This is a genomic window from uncultured Oscillibacter sp. (genome assembly GCF_947654275.1).
In the GTDB taxonomy this organism is placed as follows: Bacteria; Bacillota; Clostridia; order Oscillospirales; family Oscillospiraceae; genus Oscillibacter.
Genome location: NZ_CANTJS010000035.1, coordinates 13,735 through 30,873, shown reverse-complemented (window position 1 = coordinate 30,873; position 17,139 = coordinate 13,735). Strand labels below are relative to the sequence as shown.

Below are 17,139 nucleotides of genomic sequence, written 5' to 3'. Positions count from 1 at the left end.
TGCGGTGGACTTCATAGTCAGCACATCGGGTTTTTACCTTACCCGTCAGCGGCTCTGCCGCTGTTTGAAAATCGGTATCTACCGATTTTCAACTGTGCTGACTATATCAGGGGCCCCCTGCGGGGTCCCTTTCGGGCTGTTCCTCCTTTTTGAAGCATGGAGGATACCGGTTTTCCGGCAATCTAATTCGTGCTTTTGCGTTTTTCACACTTTTTCCCGCTTTTCGCATTTCTTCGCGCTTCAGTTCCGGCCATGGAGGGCGCTCCCTCCGTCAGGCGGCGGGAACAGTCAGCACCTGACCAATCTGGATCATCTCAGGATTTTTGATTACAGCCTTGTTCAACTCATAAATCTCGGTCCAGCGCGCGCCGTGGCCGTAGAGCCGGTAGGCGATGTTCCACAGGCAGTCGCCGGCGGCTACGGTGTAGCTGCTTCGGGCGTCGCTTTGGACAGGAGAGGGGACGGGAGCGGGCTCCGGCTTGGGAAGCGGCGTCACCTCAGTGGGATCGGCGGGGGCCTCGGTATAGCCGGGAATGTCCGTGTTGGTCTCCTGGCCCACGGGCTCCGCCGTGTAGTCCTTGGCCAGTCCGGTCTTCAGGGCGGCAAGCTCCGCGTCGGAAAGGCCAATGCCCTTCACATACTTCTCAGCGGCAGCGGCCAGGTCCACCTTGGTCAGGTCACCGCCCTTGGCGGCGCCGGTGATGGTCTCCAGAATGGAGACGATGTTGCTGGACTTCACAGCCTCATACTGCTCGCTGCCCTGTTCCAGGTGGTAGTAATTCTTGTAGGTAACCATGTAGTCGGCCACCACCTCGTCCAAGCTGCCGCCCATCAGGCAGGCCAGCAGGGCGGAGACGAAACCGGCCCGGTCCTTGCCCTCGGTGCAGTGAACCAGATAGGGGCCCTCATTGGCGGCGAAGAACCTGAGGCCCTCGGCCAGTCCCTTCTGGAAGTCGGCGGCGGTGAAGTCCACGCCCAGGTTCAGGGCCTTCACCTGACCCTCCTTGTAAAGTCCGGCGTAATAGGGGGAGTCAAAGCCCTCGGCGGCGATGTAGCCGTCGATGTCCTCGTTGGAGTCGGCCAGGTTCATCACGGCCTGAATGCCGTTGGCCTCGGCAAAATTGTCGGCGTAGGCGGCCCGGCCCAGCTCGTTGTTCACGGGGCTGCTGCTGCGGAACAGGGCGTTTTCGCCCAGGTCTCCGGCGGCGATGCTGCGGAAGTTGGCAAACACCTGGTCGGAGGCATAGTCGCTCCGCTCGTTGGTCCGCTCCAGCTGGTGAATCAGGTACTGATCCCGGTAGCCGCCCTTCTCGCCCATGGCGATGGAGACGGTGATGTCCTCGATGGACTTGCCCTCAGGGAACTTCCAGGTATAAGTTCCGTCTTCGGCGGTCTCCTTGACAGCCAGCTCGTTGGTGGTGGCGAAGTCTCCCATGTTGACGGCCACAATCAGCACGCCGCCGCTGTCCCGGGCCACCAGCTCGCCGGTGTCCACGTCGGAATAGTTGGTGCACAGGGGAATCTGGAATTCCTTGTCGTTGACCTTCACCGCCAGCACGTCGCCATAGGCAAAGCCCGCCTCCTGGAGCTTGGCCGGGTCGATGTCCAGAACGATATTGCCATACTTCTGGATTTCGGTGACGCCGCCCTCAAAGACGGCCTCCTCCGCCGAGACGCTGAGGGTCAGGCTGAGAGCCAGCACCAGCGCCAGCAGCAGGGAACCTGCTTTTTTCATGCGTTTTCCTCCTCTTTTTGTATGTAAAGTAACGAGAGACCAGCGGCCGGAAAAACCGCTGGTCTTATTGTAGCATTATGCGCCGGTTTTTTCCAGAGGAAAGCCAAAATTTTTTCCAGGACGGCGGTCCCCCCCCCCAACAGCCGGGGGCTGGTTCCTGCCCGGATGCCCGGCGGGACGCGGGATCAGCGCTCCCCCGTCCCCCGTCCCGGCAGAACCAGCTTCATCCGGCAGCAAAGATCGTCCAAATCCCGGTCCGCAGCCGCGGGGACCCGGAGCCTGGCTCCGCAGTCCCGGCAGATCAGGTCTATGGCGGACCGGCGGATTTCCATGCCATACCGGCTGCTGCCGCAGGCGCAGGTGATGCCGCCGGGGCGGGCGGCGATGTCCCGCAGCTCGGAGAGAACCTCATACATGATAATCTGGTCCACGAAGAATTCCTTCTCCCCGTCCCGCTTCTCCTTCTCCGCCAGAATCTCCAGATCCCGCAGCTGCTTTTCCACCGTCTCCTCAGAGCCGATGAAGCAGCAGAACTGCTTGGTCCGGGCGCAGGCCAGGGCCGTGTCCCCCCGCAGGAGCCGTTCCGGCGGGCAGAGGGCCGTATGGGTCTCCCCGCAGAGGCCGCAGGGCACATAGAGCCGCCAGCGGGTCCCGTCAAACGCAATCCGCAGGGCGGATTTTCCGCAGCCGCACGCGACTTCCCCGCCGGAGGCCTCCAGTCCAAACACCGGCCGGGTCCCCATCACCGTCCCGCCGCAGGCGGGGCAGAGATAGCCGAAGGTCCGCATCTCCTCGCTCATACGCAAAGCTCCTCTTCTCAGGGCGGGGCATCCCCCGCCGGTCACTGTTTTTCAGGCCGCCGAAGCCATCGCGGCAGCTGCCGGGCTTCCCGGCAGACGGGCAGAAAGCCCGGCGGCGCCTATTTTGCCGATTGACGATTGTTAGAACCTGTATTCATAGCCGTGGGATGCCGGATGGACGGGAATTTTTCCTGTCAGACAAGAAGATTTTCCGCGGCAATCCTGACGGATTGCAAGGGAAATCGACGCGGTATGGCGGGAAAAAGGCCGTCCAGACAGCGTTCAGCGGTTGTGAATACAGGTTCTTAGAGTATATCATAAATCCGCCGGCCTGTACAGCGTTTTTTGGGGCGGACGCAGGGCTCCTTATACGGACGGAGACCCCGACCGCCTGCGGTCAGGGTCTCGCGCCGTCTTTTCAATCCGTCAGGCAGCGGTCCTCCGCTTACGGGAGCCCGCCCGGCGGCATCGCTCAAAGGTCCACCGTTTTGATGGCCTGCTCCTTGATGCCGTGCTTTTCGGCATAGCCCGTGAGGATCAGGGTCAGGGCGCCGTCGCCGGTGACGTTGCATGCGGTGCCGAAGCTGTCCTGAAGGGCGAAGATGGCCAGCATCAGGGCGGTGGCGTCGCCGGAGGTGGCGGGGTCCGTGAAGAGGATGCCGGTAATCAGGCCCAGGGAGGCCATCACCGTGCCGCCGGGGACGCCGGGGGCGCCGATGGCGAAGATGCCCAGCAGCAGGATGAACAGCACCATGCGGCCCGGGCTGGGCAGCTCCCCGAAGAGCACCTTGGACACAATCATGACGAAAAAGGTCTCGGTGAGGGCGGAGCCGCAGAGGTGGATGTTGGCGAAGAGGGGAATGCCGAACTCCACCATGTCGGAGCGGAGATTCTTGCTCTTCCGGGCGCAGTCCAGAGCCACGGCCAGAGTGGCGGCGGAGGACATGGTGCCCACGGCGGTGAGGTAGGCGGGGCCGTAGTGCTTCACAACCTCCACGCCGCTCTTGCCGGAATAGGCCCCGGCGAAGCCGTAGAGCACGGCCATCCAGATGTAGTGCCCCGCCATGACGATGACGATGGCCAGCAGGAAGGCGGGGAACTGCTTGGTGATGGTGCCGTCATAGCTCAGGCCGCAGAAGGTCAGGGCAATGAAGAAGGGCAGGACGGGAATGACCACCTTCTTCACCACGCTCAGAACGATGTTCTGGAACTCCTGGAGCACCACCGTGACGGTTCTGGCCTTGGTCCACACGGCGGCCAGGCCCACCAGGACGGAGAACACCAGGGCGCTCATGACGGGCATAATCTGGGGGATGTTCAGCTCAAAGGCCACGCCGGGCAGCTCCTTCAGCCCCTCCATGCTGGAGGCGATGGGCAGAATGGGCACCAGGACATAGCCCGCGACCATGGACATCAGCGTGGCCAGAACCGTGCTGGCATAGGCCACGATGATGGCCACCGCCAGCATCCGGGTGGCGTTGGAGCCCATTTTGGTGATGGACGGGGCGATGAAGCCGATTACAATCAGGGGCACGCAGAACATAATCAGCTGGTTCAATACGTACTTCAGCGTGACCACAATGGTCATGGCGCTCTCCGGCAGGAACAGGCCGCATACGATGCCCACCACAATGCCGATCAGCAGCTTCAGAGGCAGACTCATTCCCTTTTTCTCGGTAGCCATATACAAGTATCCTCCCTTTCTTGTTCACACAGTTGAAGCAGACGCCCCGCATTCCGGATCGTTTCAGTATATGCGGAGCCGGTCCCACTCATCCCTTAGGGGGCTGATTGGTCATGATGCGGATGATCTCCCTGTCGGTCTCCCGCATCCCCAGGCGGCCCAGACGCCCGATGTTGGCAATGGTGTTCTCCACGCCCTTGGACACGATGCCCTCGCCGCCGTAGAACTGCCGGCCGCTGAGATACATGCTGTAGCCCAGGAGGCCCGCGTCCACCGCCGCCGCAATCTTCGCCGCGCAGGAGGGCTTCGCGCCGTCGCAGATCATGCCGGAAATGGTTGCCAGGGCGTTGACCAGGGTATGGGCGATGGTCTCATAATCCCCGCCGTTCAGCCAGGAAATGGCGGCCCCGGCGGCACAGCCGGCGCTGACGGCTCCGCAGTAGGCGCTGAGGCGGCCGATGCCGGTTTTCATATGGATGGTCAGCAGGTCGCTGAGGGTCACGGCCCGAAGGGTCTTTTCCGGGTCTGCCTCCAGGTATTTGGCGTATTCCACCACGGGGACGGAGGCGGTGATGCCCTGGTTGCCGCTGCCGGAGACGATAATCACCGGCATCTCGCAGCCGCTCATCCGGGCGTCGGACCCGGCGGCGGCCATGGCCCGGACCCGGGTTTTGATATCGTCGTGGTAATGGGCCTGGAGGACCTTGCCGATGTTGGCTCCCCAGTCGTTGCGGATTCCCTCCTGGGCGATGGCGTAGTTGTAGTCAATCTGCCGCTGAACCGTCTCCCGCACGTCCTCCAGGTCACAGGTGTTCACAAAGTCCACAATCGCTTCCACAGACAGGCAGCTGCGGTCCGTGAGGCCGGCAGCGCCGCCCGCCTCGGCCACGGCTCCGGCCTCCAGCAGGATTTCGCCGTTCTTTTCAATGTGTACAATGTTGGTGTGGTAGTCGGCAATGCGGAGCCGCACGGTATCCGCTCCGGCGGTAAGGGTCACGATGATATCGAAAATCACGTCCCCCGGCGCGGGGGCCACCCGGACCTCGTGGCTCTCGAGGTAGGACCTGATTTCCTCCTTCTGGGGGTCTGTCACCTGGGAGATGACCTCCAGAATCCTCCCTGCGTCCCCCGCCACCACGCCGGCGGCGGCGGAAGCCTCGATTCCCTTCAGCCCGCCGGTGTTGGGCACGACCACGCTCTTGACATTTTTGATGATGTTGCCGCTGGCCTCCACCAGAATCTTCTCCGGCAGCCGGCCCAGGACCTCCCTGGCCTTCGCCGCGCCGTAGGCAATGGCGATGGGCTCGGTGCAGCCCATGGCGGGCACCAGCTCCTCCCGCAGGATCTGTACGAAATGATGATACCGCTGATCTGTTTTTTCCACGTTTCTCCTCCCTTTCCCTGTTTCGTCTCCCCCCGGTCTCCGCACTGCGGAGCAGGGGCGGCTTTCGGGACCCGCATCAGGTTAAATTTACCAAATAACCCTGCATCCAGAATAGCATCTTTCGTCTGTTTTGTCAAGCTTTCATCATAGGAGGACAAAAACAGCCCCGCGCTCCAGTGGAGACGCAGGGCCTGTTCAGAATCTTCACGTTTCCCGGAGCGTCCGGGGGGGAGGGCATCAGCGGTTCCAGACGCCCTGAGACAGCTCCGCCTGGCGAAGGGCCACCAGAGCCGCGAAAAAGTCTTTCCATGCAGCTTTCATGCTTTCATCCTCCTCTTGTTCGAATCTGTCTATCGTTTTTGGGAATATCAGCGGCGTCCCTGGCTCAGCTCCGCATAGCGGAGGGCCACCAGGCTTTTGAAGAAATCCCTTACACAGTGCTTCATTGTAATCCTTCCTTTCGATTCCGTTGGTTCGCTTCCGAACAGGCAGCCGGTCTGCCGACCGCTGTTCTGATGGAGATTATAGCCGCCCGGAGGGGAAATTACTTTCAGCATTTTGCTCTCTTTCCGCTGTTCCCTTGGCCCCATGAGGCTCCCCGGGGACGGAGGCATCGGACCCGCTTTTCCGCCCGAAACGGCTTCCCCGCCGGAAAAAGTCCTCGTTTCCCCTTCTGGCCCTCCGGACGCAGTCCAAAGATTTTTTATAGAATCTTGCGCAGGCCCCCAAAGACGGTCCGCTCATCAGGTCCATCCGGCAGAACCTGCGGCGTCCTTTCTTCCTCTCTGATAAACCGGCGTCCCGGGCAAAGCCCCCCAAGGGACCAGCCAGCGCCTCCGCTGTTTTCCGGAATGGCCGGAGAAACCGGAGGACGCGCCTCTGGAGGATTTTACGGCGGATCTGCTGGAGCACCGGGGCGCGGCCCGTCTCCGTGAAAACCAGGCGTCCGTCCTTCCGGCGGCGGCAGCTCCGGAACAGGAGCCGGACCGCCTCCGCCTCATGCTGAGTCCAAAATACCTGATGCAAAAAAACTTGCCGCAAAAGACTTGACAACTTTCCTTGTCAGCGCTATGATACGTATTGACAAGAAAAGTTGTCATTTTGACGACGAACCTTGTCAGAAGGAGGCGGTGACATGCCACTGCGCAACCGGCTGAAGGAGCACCGGGCCCGGCTGGGCGTCAATCAGCAGGAGCTGGGGCGTCTGGCGGGGGTCTCCCGGCAGACCATCAGCCAGATTGAGCGGGGGGACTACTCCCCGTCGGTGACGCTGGCGCTGAAGCTGGCGAACATCTGCGGCGTACGGGTTGAGGACATTTTTACCTATGAGGAGGATACGGTCCATGAGTAAGAAAGAGACAAGCGAGAACCGCCGGGCCCTGCCCCGGTTTGCCCTGACCATGGCGGGGTCCATGCTGGCGGGGGGCGCAATCGGATTTGTTGTGGGTCTGAGCCGCGTCTTCGGGCTGGACACCGGCGCCCTGGCGGAGGGTCTCAACGCCCTTCTGGCGGCCATTACCCCCTGGGGCATCCCTGTGACCTCGGCGCTGACCCTGGGGAGCTGCTTCCTCCTCTACCGCTCCGCCGCCGGGAAATTCGCCGCCTGGAACGGCGGGGACGAGGACGAGACCTCGGAGTCCATCGACATCTCCCTGAGCTGGGTGCTGCTGCTCAGCGCCGTGCAGCTGCTGCTGAATCTCTTTTTCATGGCGGCCTTCTGCGTCTACGGCATTGACGGCGGCATCGGCGCGCTGTCTCTGGTGGGCGTCTTCCTGGTCTCCTGCGGCCTTGTCATCTTCGCCCAGCAGAAGACGGTGGACCTGGCAAAACGGATGAACCCGGAGAAGCACGGCAGCGTCTACGACATGAAGTTTCAGAAAAAATGGATGGACAGCTGCGACGAGTCGGAGCGCCGTCAGGTCGGTCAGGCCTGCTACCGGGCCTATCTGGTGACCTCCCGGGTCTGCCTGGGGGCGTGGATGGTTCTGGTGATTTTGAGCCTGGTGTTTGAGATGAACCTCCTGCCCGTTTTCGTGCTGCTGCTGGTCCTGGGGATTATGCAGGTAACCTATACGCTGGAATGTATCCGGCTGTCGAAGAAGGGCGGAAAGTGAAGAGTTGAGAGCGGAGAGAATGAGGAATCAGGAATTGAATGGGATGTTTAAAGAGCCGGGGGCAATCGCTCCCCGGCTCTTTTACTGTTTTCCGCGTTTTTGCGCCTATGCGGCCGGTTCTTCCCCGTTCTCCGGCGGCGCTTCCGCCTCGGGGTCTCCTGTTTCCTCCGGCGGTTCCGGGGTCTGGTCCTCCCTCATTCCACCGTGCGCCCCGGGACTCACCCCTCTGCCGCCGGCAGTATGCGAAAGGAGAATTCCAGATCGTCCGCCGCGCTGACCCTGTAGGGAGCTTCCACGTCGCTGCCCCAGCTGTCAATACCGCCCACGCCCCGCATGGCCCCGCAGACCGTCACCACGGTCCGCACAGGGTCCGGCAGCTCCTCCCGGTGGGCCGCCTGCTCCAGCTGCCAGGGGGTGCAGGGCAGGGCGGAGAAGGCCAGCGGCGTCCCGCTCATGTCCAGGGTCAGGCCGCCGTCCAGCACGGCCGCCCGGGTCTCCGCGTGACAGCCGCACTCCTGGGGGACCAGATAGGCCGGAATGTGAGGCGCTTCCTCGTGCCAGCCGAAGACCCCGCCCCGCTTCCGGTCCGGGTAGGTCTCCCCGGAGAGGCCCAGCCACCGGACCCTCTTCACCGGCTCAGGCGTCTGGAAGCGCAGGCCCAGCAAAGGCAGCTCCGGACGGCCCGGTCCGCCGCAGTAATGGACGGTTACCCCCACCGCGCCGGAGGACTCCGCCGTATAGACAACCTGGGTTCGCAGGCCGGGCAGGGCGTGGGAGGCATAGGTATAGCGGATGGAAACGCGGTGCCGGCTTTCCTCCAAAACCCGAATGTCCTCACAGACCTGCCATTGCTCCGCCGCCGACCAAAGGGCGCTCCGGGAGGCAAAGCCGTTCCCCAGGTCGTTTTCCGTAGGAGCCCGCCAATAGGCCGGGCGGGGAGCCCGCCACAGCCATTCCCTCCCTCCGGCGGTCAGGGACACCGGCCCGCCCTGGGGATAGGAGAACAGAATTTCAAGGTTCTCACCCCGCACCCCCAGGGCCCCGTCGCCGTGGGTGACGCGGAGGGGGGATTTTTTTGCCCGGACGGCGGGCAGAGACAGGGCCTTTGCCGCGTCTTCATTGGCCGCGTCGAACCGCGCCCGCTCCCGGGGAGAGGCGTACCAGTATCGGACTTCCTGCATGGCGGGCTTCTCCGTCCCGTCGGCAAAGACAATGCCGTTGCCGCTGAAGGCATAGTCCGTCTGCCGCTCGCCAAAATCCCCGCCGTAGCCCAGGACCCGCCGCCCCAGGCAGTCCGTGCGCCAGAGGGCCTGATCCATATAGTCCCAGATGAAGCCGCCCTGATACTGGGGGAACTCCTCCCCCAGCCGGATATAGTGCTCCATGCCCCCCAGGGAATTGCCCATGTCGTGCATGTACTCGCAGAGGATGAAGGGCTTTTCCGGGCGGCTCTCCAGATAGGCCCGGATGTCCTCCGGCGGGGCGTACATCCGGCTCTCCACGTCGGAAATGGCGTCAAAGGCCCGGCAGTGGAAAACCCCCTCATAGTGAACCAGGCGGCTGGGGTCCTCCCGGCGGAAGAACTCCGCCATGGCCAGAATATCCTCTCCGGCGTAGGACTCGTTGCCGCAGGACCAGAGAAGAATGGCCGTGTGGTTCTTGTCCCGCTCGAACATGGACCGGGCCCGGTCCAGAACGCAGTCCCGCCAGGCCGGGAGACTCCCGGGCACGTTCCAGCTGGGCTCCGTCTTGCCCAGCTTCTGCCAGGAACCGTGGCTTTCCAGGTTTGTCTCATCGATCATGTAAATGCCGTTTTTGTCGCAGAGGTGGTACCAGAGGGTCTGATTGGGATAGTGGCAGGTGCGGACGGCATTGATATGGTTCCGCTTGAAGGTTTCCATGGCGGCCTCCATGTCTGCGGGACCGATGGCCCGGCCTGTCTCCGGGCTCCACTCATGGCGGTTCACGCCGTTGAAGACAATGCGCCTTCCGTTCAGCAGCATCAGGCCGTCCTTCAGCTGGAAGCGCCGGAATCCAATGTCATAGGGAATGATCTCGGAAACCGCGCCGTCTCTCCGGAGGAGAGTCAGGGTCACGCGGTACAGAACCGGGTGCTCATGGTCCCAGGGCCGGACGCCGGGGAACCGGAGGGACCGGCTGCGGAGATACCTGCCGTCCCGCCTCAGGTCCAGAGGGCCGTCCAAGAGCGTTTCACCGCCGGGGCCGGCAATCCGGCAGCGGACCTCCCCGGCCTCCCCCTCCAGAAGCAGGCGGACGGAGAGGGTACCGGCGGAACCGTCCTCCTCCAGTCCCGCCTGGAGCCACAGGTCTTCCAGGTGGAGGTCCGGTCTGGCATAGAGGAACACGGAACGGAAGATGCCGCTGAAGCGGAAAAAGTCCTGATCCTCAATCCAGGCGGCGCTGGAGCGCTGATAAACCTCCACGCAGAGCCGGTTTCCCGTCTCCCGGACATAGGGCGTCAGGTCGAAGTCCGAGGGAGTGAAGCTGTCCTCGGCATAGCCCACGAACTGGCCGTTGAGCCAGACATAGCAGGCCTGTTCCACACCCTGAAAGCTGACGCAGACCCGTTTTCCCCGAAGGCCTCCGTCCAGGTCGAACCGCCGGACATAGCTGCCCACGGCGCAGTCCTCCCAGTCGATTTCCGGGGGCCGGAGCTCCGCGCGGCCGTCCCAGGGGTAGAGGGTATTGATATACTGAATCTGACCGTAGCCCTGGAGCTCCATATGTCCCGGCACCTGAACGGAGCCGAAGGCGGAATCGTCAAAGTCCTCCCGCCAGAAGCCGGCGGGGCGGTCCGCCGGACGGGGGCTCCAGGCAAAGCGCCAGCGCCCGTCCAGGGACTGGTACAGGGAGCTTGTCCCCTGGGCCATCTCCTCCGCCGAGGCGTAGCAAACGTGATCGGAATGAGCGTCCAGGCGGTTTACCCGGAACACCGCCGGGTCTGTCAGCCACTTCAATTCTGCCTGCATGGTTGTTCTCTCCTTGATTGATTCACGGTCTCCGCGGCCATGCCGTCCGGAGTCCTGTCATGTCTGTTCGCGGCCTGTGAGCGCCGCTCTTTTATTTTAAAGGCGGCCTTTGGATTTGGCAATCATTTTTTCTCCCTCCGGACGGACGGGGGCCTGTCTGAGAACCGGCGGAGCGGGGGAACGGCGGCCCGGATTCGTCTCAATCACGGAAGGGCTTGGGGAAAGGCCGTCATTTTCAGCCAAAGTACAGCAATATAGACAAAAATTCCGCCGGGGGCCGAAGTTTTCCGGAAAGCGGTTGGACAAGCGGCGCGGCAGACAGTATAATAAAGCGGAATCAAAAACGGAGCGGGACGGCGGAGGCCGTCCCGCCGGAGAAAGACGGAGAGGGGAAGACTATGCTGCTGAAGGACATGCAGGTTGGGGAGACCTGCGTTGTGGAAAACATCAGCCTGCCCTTTCAGATGGAGCGGCGCTTGCAGGTGCTGGGCATGACCCGGCGGACGAAGATTTCCGTGGTAAACCGGAAGGGCAGGGGCATCCTGATTATCAAGCTCCGGGGGTCCCGCTTCGCCCTGGGGGAGCACATCACCGCCAGCATCGCGGTGCGGAAAGTGGAGGCGGCGGTATGAGCGAGAATCTGACCATCGGTTTTATCGGGAATCCCAACTGCGGAAAAACCACCCTGTTCAACGCCTATACCGGCGCCAACCTCAAGGTGGCCAACTGGCCCGGCGTGACGGTGGAAAAGGTGGAGGGCGCCATCCGGGACCACGATCTGAATATCCGCCTGGTGGACCTGCCGGGAACCTACAGTCTGACCTCCTATACCATGGAGGAAATCGTCTCCCGGCAGTTCATCCTCAGCGACGAGGTGGACGTCATTATCAATGTGGTGGACGCCTCCGCCCTGGAGCGGAGCCTGTACCTGACCTTGCAGCTGCTGGAGCTGGAAAAACCGGTGGTGCTGGCCTTGAACATGATGGACATTGTGGAGAAGCGGGGCATGGAGATTGACCTCCACCGCCTGCCGGAGATGCTGGGCGTGCCGGTGATTCCCGTTTCCGCCCGGCGGCGCAGCGGTCTGGACTCCCTGCTTCACGCGGCGGCCCATCACCGCAACCTCTCCGGTCCCGACCGGCTGGTTCACCAGCATAAGACCCCCAGCCTCCATGCCCATGACCACCACCGGGAATATGCCATGGTGTACAGCGATGAAATCGAGGACCGCATTGACCAGATTCTCGCGGAATTTCAGGAGAAGCACCCCGATATGGAGCGCCCCCGCTGGCACGCTATCAAGCTACTGGAGGAGGACAAGGAGATTACGGAGCGGTATCCCGTGGACCTGCCGGGACTGGCGGGCCTGGGAGGCGAGTCCCGCATCATCAATGAGAAATACGGCTTCATCGAGGAGGTCGTGAGAGAAGTGCTGCTGCACAAGCAGCGCCAGGACCGGCTGACGGAGCGGGCGGACCAGGTGCTGACCCACCGGGTCTGGGGCGTGCCCATGTTCCTGGGCATCATGGCCCTGGTGTTCTTCCTGACCTTTACGGTGGGAGACTGGATCAAGGGGTATTTCGAGTACGCCATCGAATGGCTGTCCGTCTCGGCCCAGCAGACCCTGGGGGCCCTGGGAGCCGGGGAGATGATCCAATCCCTGGTCATCGACGGCGTCATCGGCGGCGTGGGGACCATCATCACCTTCCTGCCCAATATCTTCATCCTCTTCCTGGCCCTGGCCTTTCTGGAGGACAGCGGCTATATGGCCCGGGTGGCCTATGTGATGGAGGGGCTTATGAGCCGCCTGGGCCTCTCCGGCAAGGCCTTCATCCCCATGCTGCTGGGCTTTGGCTGCACCGTCCCGGCGCTGATGGCCTCCCGGGCCCTGGAGAGCAGACGGGACCGCTACAAGGTCATGCTGGTGACACCCTTTATGAGCTGCAACGCCCGGCTGACCATTTACATACTGTTTTCCCACATGTTCTTTGGCCGCTGGGCCATGCTGGCAGCTTACTCCATGTATTTGATCGGAATTGTGGTGGCGGTTCTGGTGTCGGTGCTGCTCCACCTGCTGGACCGGGAGAAGAGCGTCAACTACCTTTTGATTGAGCTGCCGGAGTATAAGATGCCCGACGCCCGGACGGTGGGCATCTACGTGTGGGACAAGGTGAAGGATTACCTGGGCAAGGCCGGCACCACCATTTTCCTGGCCACGCTGCTGATTTGGATTCTGCTGAACTTCGGCCCCCAGGGCTACAGCCCGGACCTCTCCGTGGGCTTCGGAGCTATGATTGGCCGGTGGATGGTGCCCTTCTTCGCGCCCATCGGCCTGGGCTTCTGGCAGATTACCGTGGCGCTGATTGCCGGCATTTCCGCCAAGGAGGTGGTGGTCTCCAGCTGCGCTGTGCTCTTCGGCATTGTCAACGCCAACTCCCCGGCGGGCATGGAGGCCTTTTCCCGGGTGCTGGCGGGCATCGGCTTCGGGCCGCTGAACGCCTTCTGCCTCATGGTATTCTGTCTGCTGTACATCCCCTGCGCCGCCACGCTGGCCGCCATTCACCGGGAGTCCGGCAGTTGGGCCTGGACGGCGTTCACAGCCCTGTTTCAGGTGCTGGTGGCCTGGCTGGTGACCTTTCTGGTGTACCGGGTGGGCCTGCTGCTGTGAGGGGCCGGACCGTCCGCCGGCGCGGGCCGCCGGGGACGGGAAACCGGCCGCTTGAGACAGCGCAGATTCAGCCCGGCCCCATATATAAAAACACACATCCGTCCGCCGGATGACCCGGGGACGGATGGGGAACCCCTGAAAAGGGAGAAAAAAGGAGGAGTCCGGCATGGATGTGATCCTTGGCATCGACATTGGCGGCACCACCACCAAGATTGTGGGTCTGAAAGGGGACGGGTCCGTCATCTCCACCCTGCGGGTCCGGGCGGAGGACCCTCTCACCAGTCTTTACGGAGCCCTGGGCAGCTATCTGTCCGGCAATCGGCTGGAGCTGGGGGATGTGCGCCGGGTGGTGCTCACCGGCGTAGGGGCCGCCTATGCCGAGGGGGGAATTTACGGCCTGCCCACCTGCACGGTGGACGAATTTTCCGCCAGCGGCACGGGAGCCCTGGCCCTCTCGGGGCAGCCCAGGGCCGTGGTGGCCACCATGGGCACCGGCACCGCCTTTCTCTGGGCGGAGCGGGGCAAGGCGGTGCGGCATCTCTGCGGCAGCGGCATCGGCGGCGGCACCCTGGGGGGCCTGTGCCGGAAGCTGGTGGACATGGAGCGCTTCGGCCAGATTAAGAAGCTGGCGGAGCAGGGGGACCTGGGCCGGGTGGACCTGACCATCCGGGACATCGCCAAGGACCCCGCCGCCACCCTGGACCCCTCTCTCACCGCCGCCAACTTCGGCAATCTGGCGGAGGACGCCACCCCTGCGGACCTGGCCGCCGGAGCGGTGAATCTGGTGCTCCAGGCCATCGGCACCATGACGGTGCTGGCCTGTCAGTGCTGCGGAGCGGACACGGTGGTCCTCACAGGGGCCATGACGACGCTGTCCCAGGCCGCACCCAACTTTGAGAATTTCCAGCGGCTTTACGGCATTCGGTATATCATCCCGGAGCGGGCCACCTTCGCCACCGCCATCGGCGCGGGGCTGTGCAGCCTGGAGCAGAAGGCGCTGAGCTGAGGACACGGCGGAGAACAGGAAAACGGACCTGCCTTGCGGCGGGTCCGTTTCCTATAGATTGGAAGATTGGATGAAAAGAAGTATTGTCTCTTGCAGATTTTAATATATAGGGAATTTGTTAAGGAAACCAGCACGAATTGTTACAAAAGACTTAAATTCCTGAATGATGAAAATTTCAATGCTGCCTCTGACGCCGGCAGAGTGCGCCGGAGGGGGCCGTCGCTTCCCCATTGCGGCAGAGAACAGCCGGGAGCCGGGACGGAGAACGGAGCCTCGTGATGGGCTTGGGGGCGTTTTCCATAGGCAGGGGGTCTCTTGCGGCTTCATAAAATGCGCGTCATTGTATTTCAGAAAGACGGCGCCGGGGCCATCGTCATGAGACGGCTCATAGTTGGAAACCGCCCTCGGGCGGCGGTGGGCAGGAGCGGCATCAAAAAATTTTTTCAAAAAAACATAGGAAAAGCTTGACAAACACGGTGCCTATCTGCTATAGTATCAGTTGTCCGTTACGGAACAGCCACATGGCGGCATAGCTCAGTTGGCTAGAGCATGCGGTTCATACCCGCAGTGTCCCCGGTTCAAATCCAGGTGCCGCTACCAAAATTTCATAAAGCGCCGGAAAGCGCTTCTGGAAGGCGCTTTATGAAATTCTTCTCCAGTTTTTTCACAAACGGCCCGTTGGTCAAGTGGTTAAGACACGGCCCTTTCACGGCTGTAACATGGGTTCGAATCCCGTACGGGTCACCATCCCATAAGACGCTGTGACGCGCGGCGTCTTATGGGAAACCAAAAAGTTCATATCTGTATGGAGGCTTAGCTCAGCTGGTTAGAGCGCATGCTTCACACGCATGAGGCCACTGGTTCGAGTCCAGTAGTCTCCACCATCGACCCGCCGAAACTGTATAGTTTTGGCGGGTTTCTTCTGTTTTTCGCAACTTTTTACTAGGGTTTATTTTTGCTATTTCAGGCAGACCCACAAGTTGACCCACACGGGGAAAGGACTGGAAAGGATGAAAGAGTGCCGGGCAGGAAAATCCTGCCCGGTACTGTTATTTGGAGGCCCTTTCCCTTTTTACATCTAACTGCTAATTACCGCTCCAATGGTGTCCACCGTATTTGATGAGTGTACGTGTTTAATATTCATCCTGCTGAGTAAGGACTCATGTATTGCAGTAAATCTTCACATTTACTCAATTTTTTGTGACAGCTGTGACAGCGAGGGGAAATTTTTCTCAACCGCATTCTTTCCCTATCGCCTTCACATTGAACTAGCTATACTTCTTTTTAAGATATTCTGCTACACATTCTATTTCAGGAAATAGCGTTGCCCGATTGATTGAAAAATGCTCCAACTGTTCAAGAATTTCTTCCTTTTTCTCTATTAATACAATTATTTTCTTGCACTGTTCTCGATATCTGAATTCCTCCAAAGAGTTTGCTCCATTATTTAGGCCACATAGGATAAATGCACCATCTTGTTTTATAATTCGATTATTGTTTTTAAGTGCGAATACAATATAGCTGTTCAATATATCTTCACGCTTTATTGAGGATTCAAAACTGGGCTTCTCCAGCCTGACCTCTTGGATTAGCTTTGATACGCCATAATCAAATTCTAATCCTCCTACTTCAGGGTTACTTGCCAAACGATAAAACTCACGCTGATCTTTAACTGTAAATGCTGGCAGGCTGGCTAACACTGATGCTGTATCGCTCTGAGGATATTTAATCTCATGATTCTCTGCAGAGATCAATACTAATTCGCCATATGTGTCTAAATTACTTTCACATGCAAAATATAATGCTACCAAGGGATTTCTCGTTATATCGAGCAATCTGGTGGGCAACCCGTAATGTTGCATTTTCACCAATTTTTCAAGATGTGTGTGGCATTTCTCAAAATCGTCGGGACAATTGATCAGCAATTCCTGATATATTTTACTCTCATTTTGCCGCAGACTTAACGTCCGCATAATAGAAGGCTGCAAAATGTAATTTGGATCCGAATGCCCCCGGAAGAACAGCGCATCTGTCCTTTGCCGAAGAAGAGAAATGAAATGATTTGCATCTGAAACAGAGGCTATAAAATTCAGCTCAATTATATTTTTGTTGTATACAACGCCTCTTGTTAAGCAGACAGAGTGGGAGACATTATGGAAATCTTTTATTTGCCTTAGAAGTTGTTCTGTGAAAGTCTCTCGTTCCTTCACATTTTTTAATGTCCTATATACCCAGTTTACGATACCCTTGGATTCATCATGAGTCAGTTTGAGCGGAAAACGATTGTTGTCATCAGTATAAGAATCTTCCCCCATACATTTTTTCCAAGCGGTCACTGCGTTGTCTTTCTTAGGATACGAGCCATGGTACAAAGCGGCATATTTTGATTTGCCTGCTTTGAGCCTGGCATACATATCTTCCTTTTTAATCCGGCCATATATGTATAGGCTCATATCGAAATAGCCATCGGACAACATCTTGTTCAAGCAGATATTTTTAAATGCCTGCTGAATGTCCTCAATATAGTATAGTTCATCAAAGAAAAAGTAAAAGAAGAAGATAATCACCCCCTGACAAATATAATCAGTTTTCTACATTATAACAGAAAAAAATCTAAATGCAAATCCCCCTCAAATATTTTATTTTGCTTTAGGATAGCCACTATACCATAAAGGGGCAGCATTTTGTTTTCAAAACACATATATGAATTCTGGTTTTGTTAGTCAGCTACGTTTTTCAACTCCATTTACGCAAGAAA

12 protein-coding genes and 3 tRNA genes are annotated in these 17,139 nt (G+C 59.6%); 8 read left to right on the top strand and 7 right to left on the bottom strand.

Annotated features, from left to right (window positions below; all coding sequences use genetic code 11):
* Positions 1-271: 271 nt before the first annotated feature.
* The 5 genes from Q0063_RS10115 to Q0063_RS10095 form a co-directional block, all read right to left on the bottom strand.
* Positions 272-1,735, bottom strand: a complete 1,464-nt coding sequence (locus tag Q0063_RS10115; RefSeq protein WP_297871849.1) for a tyrosine-protein phosphatase — start codon at positions 1,733-1,735, stop codon at positions 272-274.
* 185 nt (positions 1,736-1,920) lie between these two features.
* Positions 1,921-2,535 carry a hypothetical protein gene (locus Q0063_RS10110; protein WP_297871848.1) on the bottom strand — a complete coding sequence of 205 codons (615 nt, stop codon included), beginning with the start codon at positions 2,533-2,535 and terminating at the stop codon, positions 1,921-1,923.
* Positions 2,536-3,007: 472 nt separating this feature from the next.
* Positions 3,008-4,219 carry a dicarboxylate/amino acid:cation symporter gene (locus tag Q0063_RS10105; RefSeq protein ID WP_297871847.1) on the bottom strand — a complete coding sequence of 404 codons (1,212 nt, stop codon included), beginning with the start codon at positions 4,217-4,219 and terminating at the stop codon, positions 3,008-3,010.
* A gap of 88 nt (positions 4,220-4,307) precedes the next feature.
* Positions 4,308-5,603, bottom strand: a complete 1,296-nt coding sequence (locus Q0063_RS10100) for a serine dehydratase subunit alpha family protein (RefSeq protein ID WP_297871846.1) — start codon at positions 5,601-5,603, stop codon at positions 4,308-4,310.
* Between the two features lie 368 nt (positions 5,604-5,971).
* Complete coding sequence (locus Q0063_RS10095; RefSeq protein ID WP_297871845.1) at positions 5,972-6,160, bottom strand: hypothetical protein; 189 nt, start codon at positions 6,158-6,160, stop codon at positions 5,972-5,974.
* A 578-nt stretch (positions 6,161-6,738) separates the two neighbouring features.
* Here Q0063_RS10095 and Q0063_RS10090 point away from each other — a divergent pair.
* A complete protein-coding gene (locus Q0063_RS10090) occupies positions 6,739-6,954 on the top strand; it encodes a helix-turn-helix transcriptional regulator (RefSeq protein WP_297871844.1) in 216 nt (71 codons plus the stop codon).
* Positions 6,947-7,717, top strand: coding sequence for a DUF3169 family protein (locus tag Q0063_RS10085; protein WP_297871843.1), 771 nt, complete (start codon positions 6,947-6,949; stop codon positions 7,715-7,717). Before Q0063_RS10090 ends, Q0063_RS10085 begins: the two co-directional genes overlap by 8 nt.
* A gap of 218 nt (positions 7,718-7,935) precedes the next feature.
* Here Q0063_RS10085 and Q0063_RS10080 read toward each other — a convergent pair whose 3' ends face one another.
* Positions 7,936-10,707: a glycoside hydrolase family 2 TIM barrel-domain containing protein gene (locus tag Q0063_RS10080; RefSeq protein WP_297871842.1), complete on the bottom strand. Its 2,772-nt coding sequence runs from the start codon at positions 10,705-10,707 to the stop codon at positions 7,936-7,938.
* Positions 10,708-11,105: 398 nt separating this feature from the next.
* Here Q0063_RS10080 and Q0063_RS10075 point away from each other — a divergent pair, with 398 nt between their 5' ends.
* From Q0063_RS10075 to Q0063_RS10050, 6 genes are all read left to right on the top strand, one after another.
* On the top strand, positions 11,106-11,339 hold the full coding sequence (locus Q0063_RS10075) for a FeoA domain-containing protein (protein ID WP_297871841.1): 234 nt from the start codon (positions 11,106-11,108) through the stop codon (positions 11,337-11,339).
* The gene (feoB, locus tag Q0063_RS10070; RefSeq protein ID WP_297871840.1) at positions 11,336-13,375 is read left to right on the top strand and encodes a ferrous iron transport protein B; all 2,040 of its coding nucleotides are present in this window, start codon (positions 11,336-11,338) and stop codon (positions 13,373-13,375) included. The genes Q0063_RS10075 and feoB overlap by 4 nt, the downstream gene beginning before the upstream one ends.
* A 166-nt stretch (positions 13,376-13,541) precedes the next feature.
* Positions 13,542-14,381 (top strand): BadF/BadG/BcrA/BcrD ATPase family protein, encoded by an 840-nt coding sequence (locus Q0063_RS10065; protein WP_297871839.1) that lies wholly within the window; start codon positions 13,542-13,544, stop codon positions 14,379-14,381.
* Positions 14,382-14,904: 523 nt separating this feature from the next.
* A tRNA-Met gene (locus tag Q0063_RS10060) sits at positions 14,905-14,981 on the top strand.
* Between the two features lie 72 nt (positions 14,982-15,053).
* Positions 15,054-15,128 (top strand) — tRNA-Glu (locus tag Q0063_RS10055).
* A gap of 60 nt (positions 15,129-15,188) precedes the next feature.
* Positions 15,189-15,265: transfer RNA gene (locus tag Q0063_RS10050), tRNA-Val, on the top strand.
* Positions 15,266-15,649: 384 nt separating this feature from the next.
* On the opposite strand, the gene Q0063_RS10045 is transcribed toward Q0063_RS10050, so the two are convergent.
* Positions 15,650-16,795 carry an FRG domain-containing protein gene (locus Q0063_RS10045; RefSeq protein ID WP_297871838.1) on the bottom strand — a complete coding sequence of 382 codons (1,146 nt, stop codon included), beginning with the start codon at positions 16,793-16,795 and terminating at the stop codon, positions 15,650-15,652.
* Between the last annotated feature and the right edge of the window lie 344 nt (positions 16,796-17,139).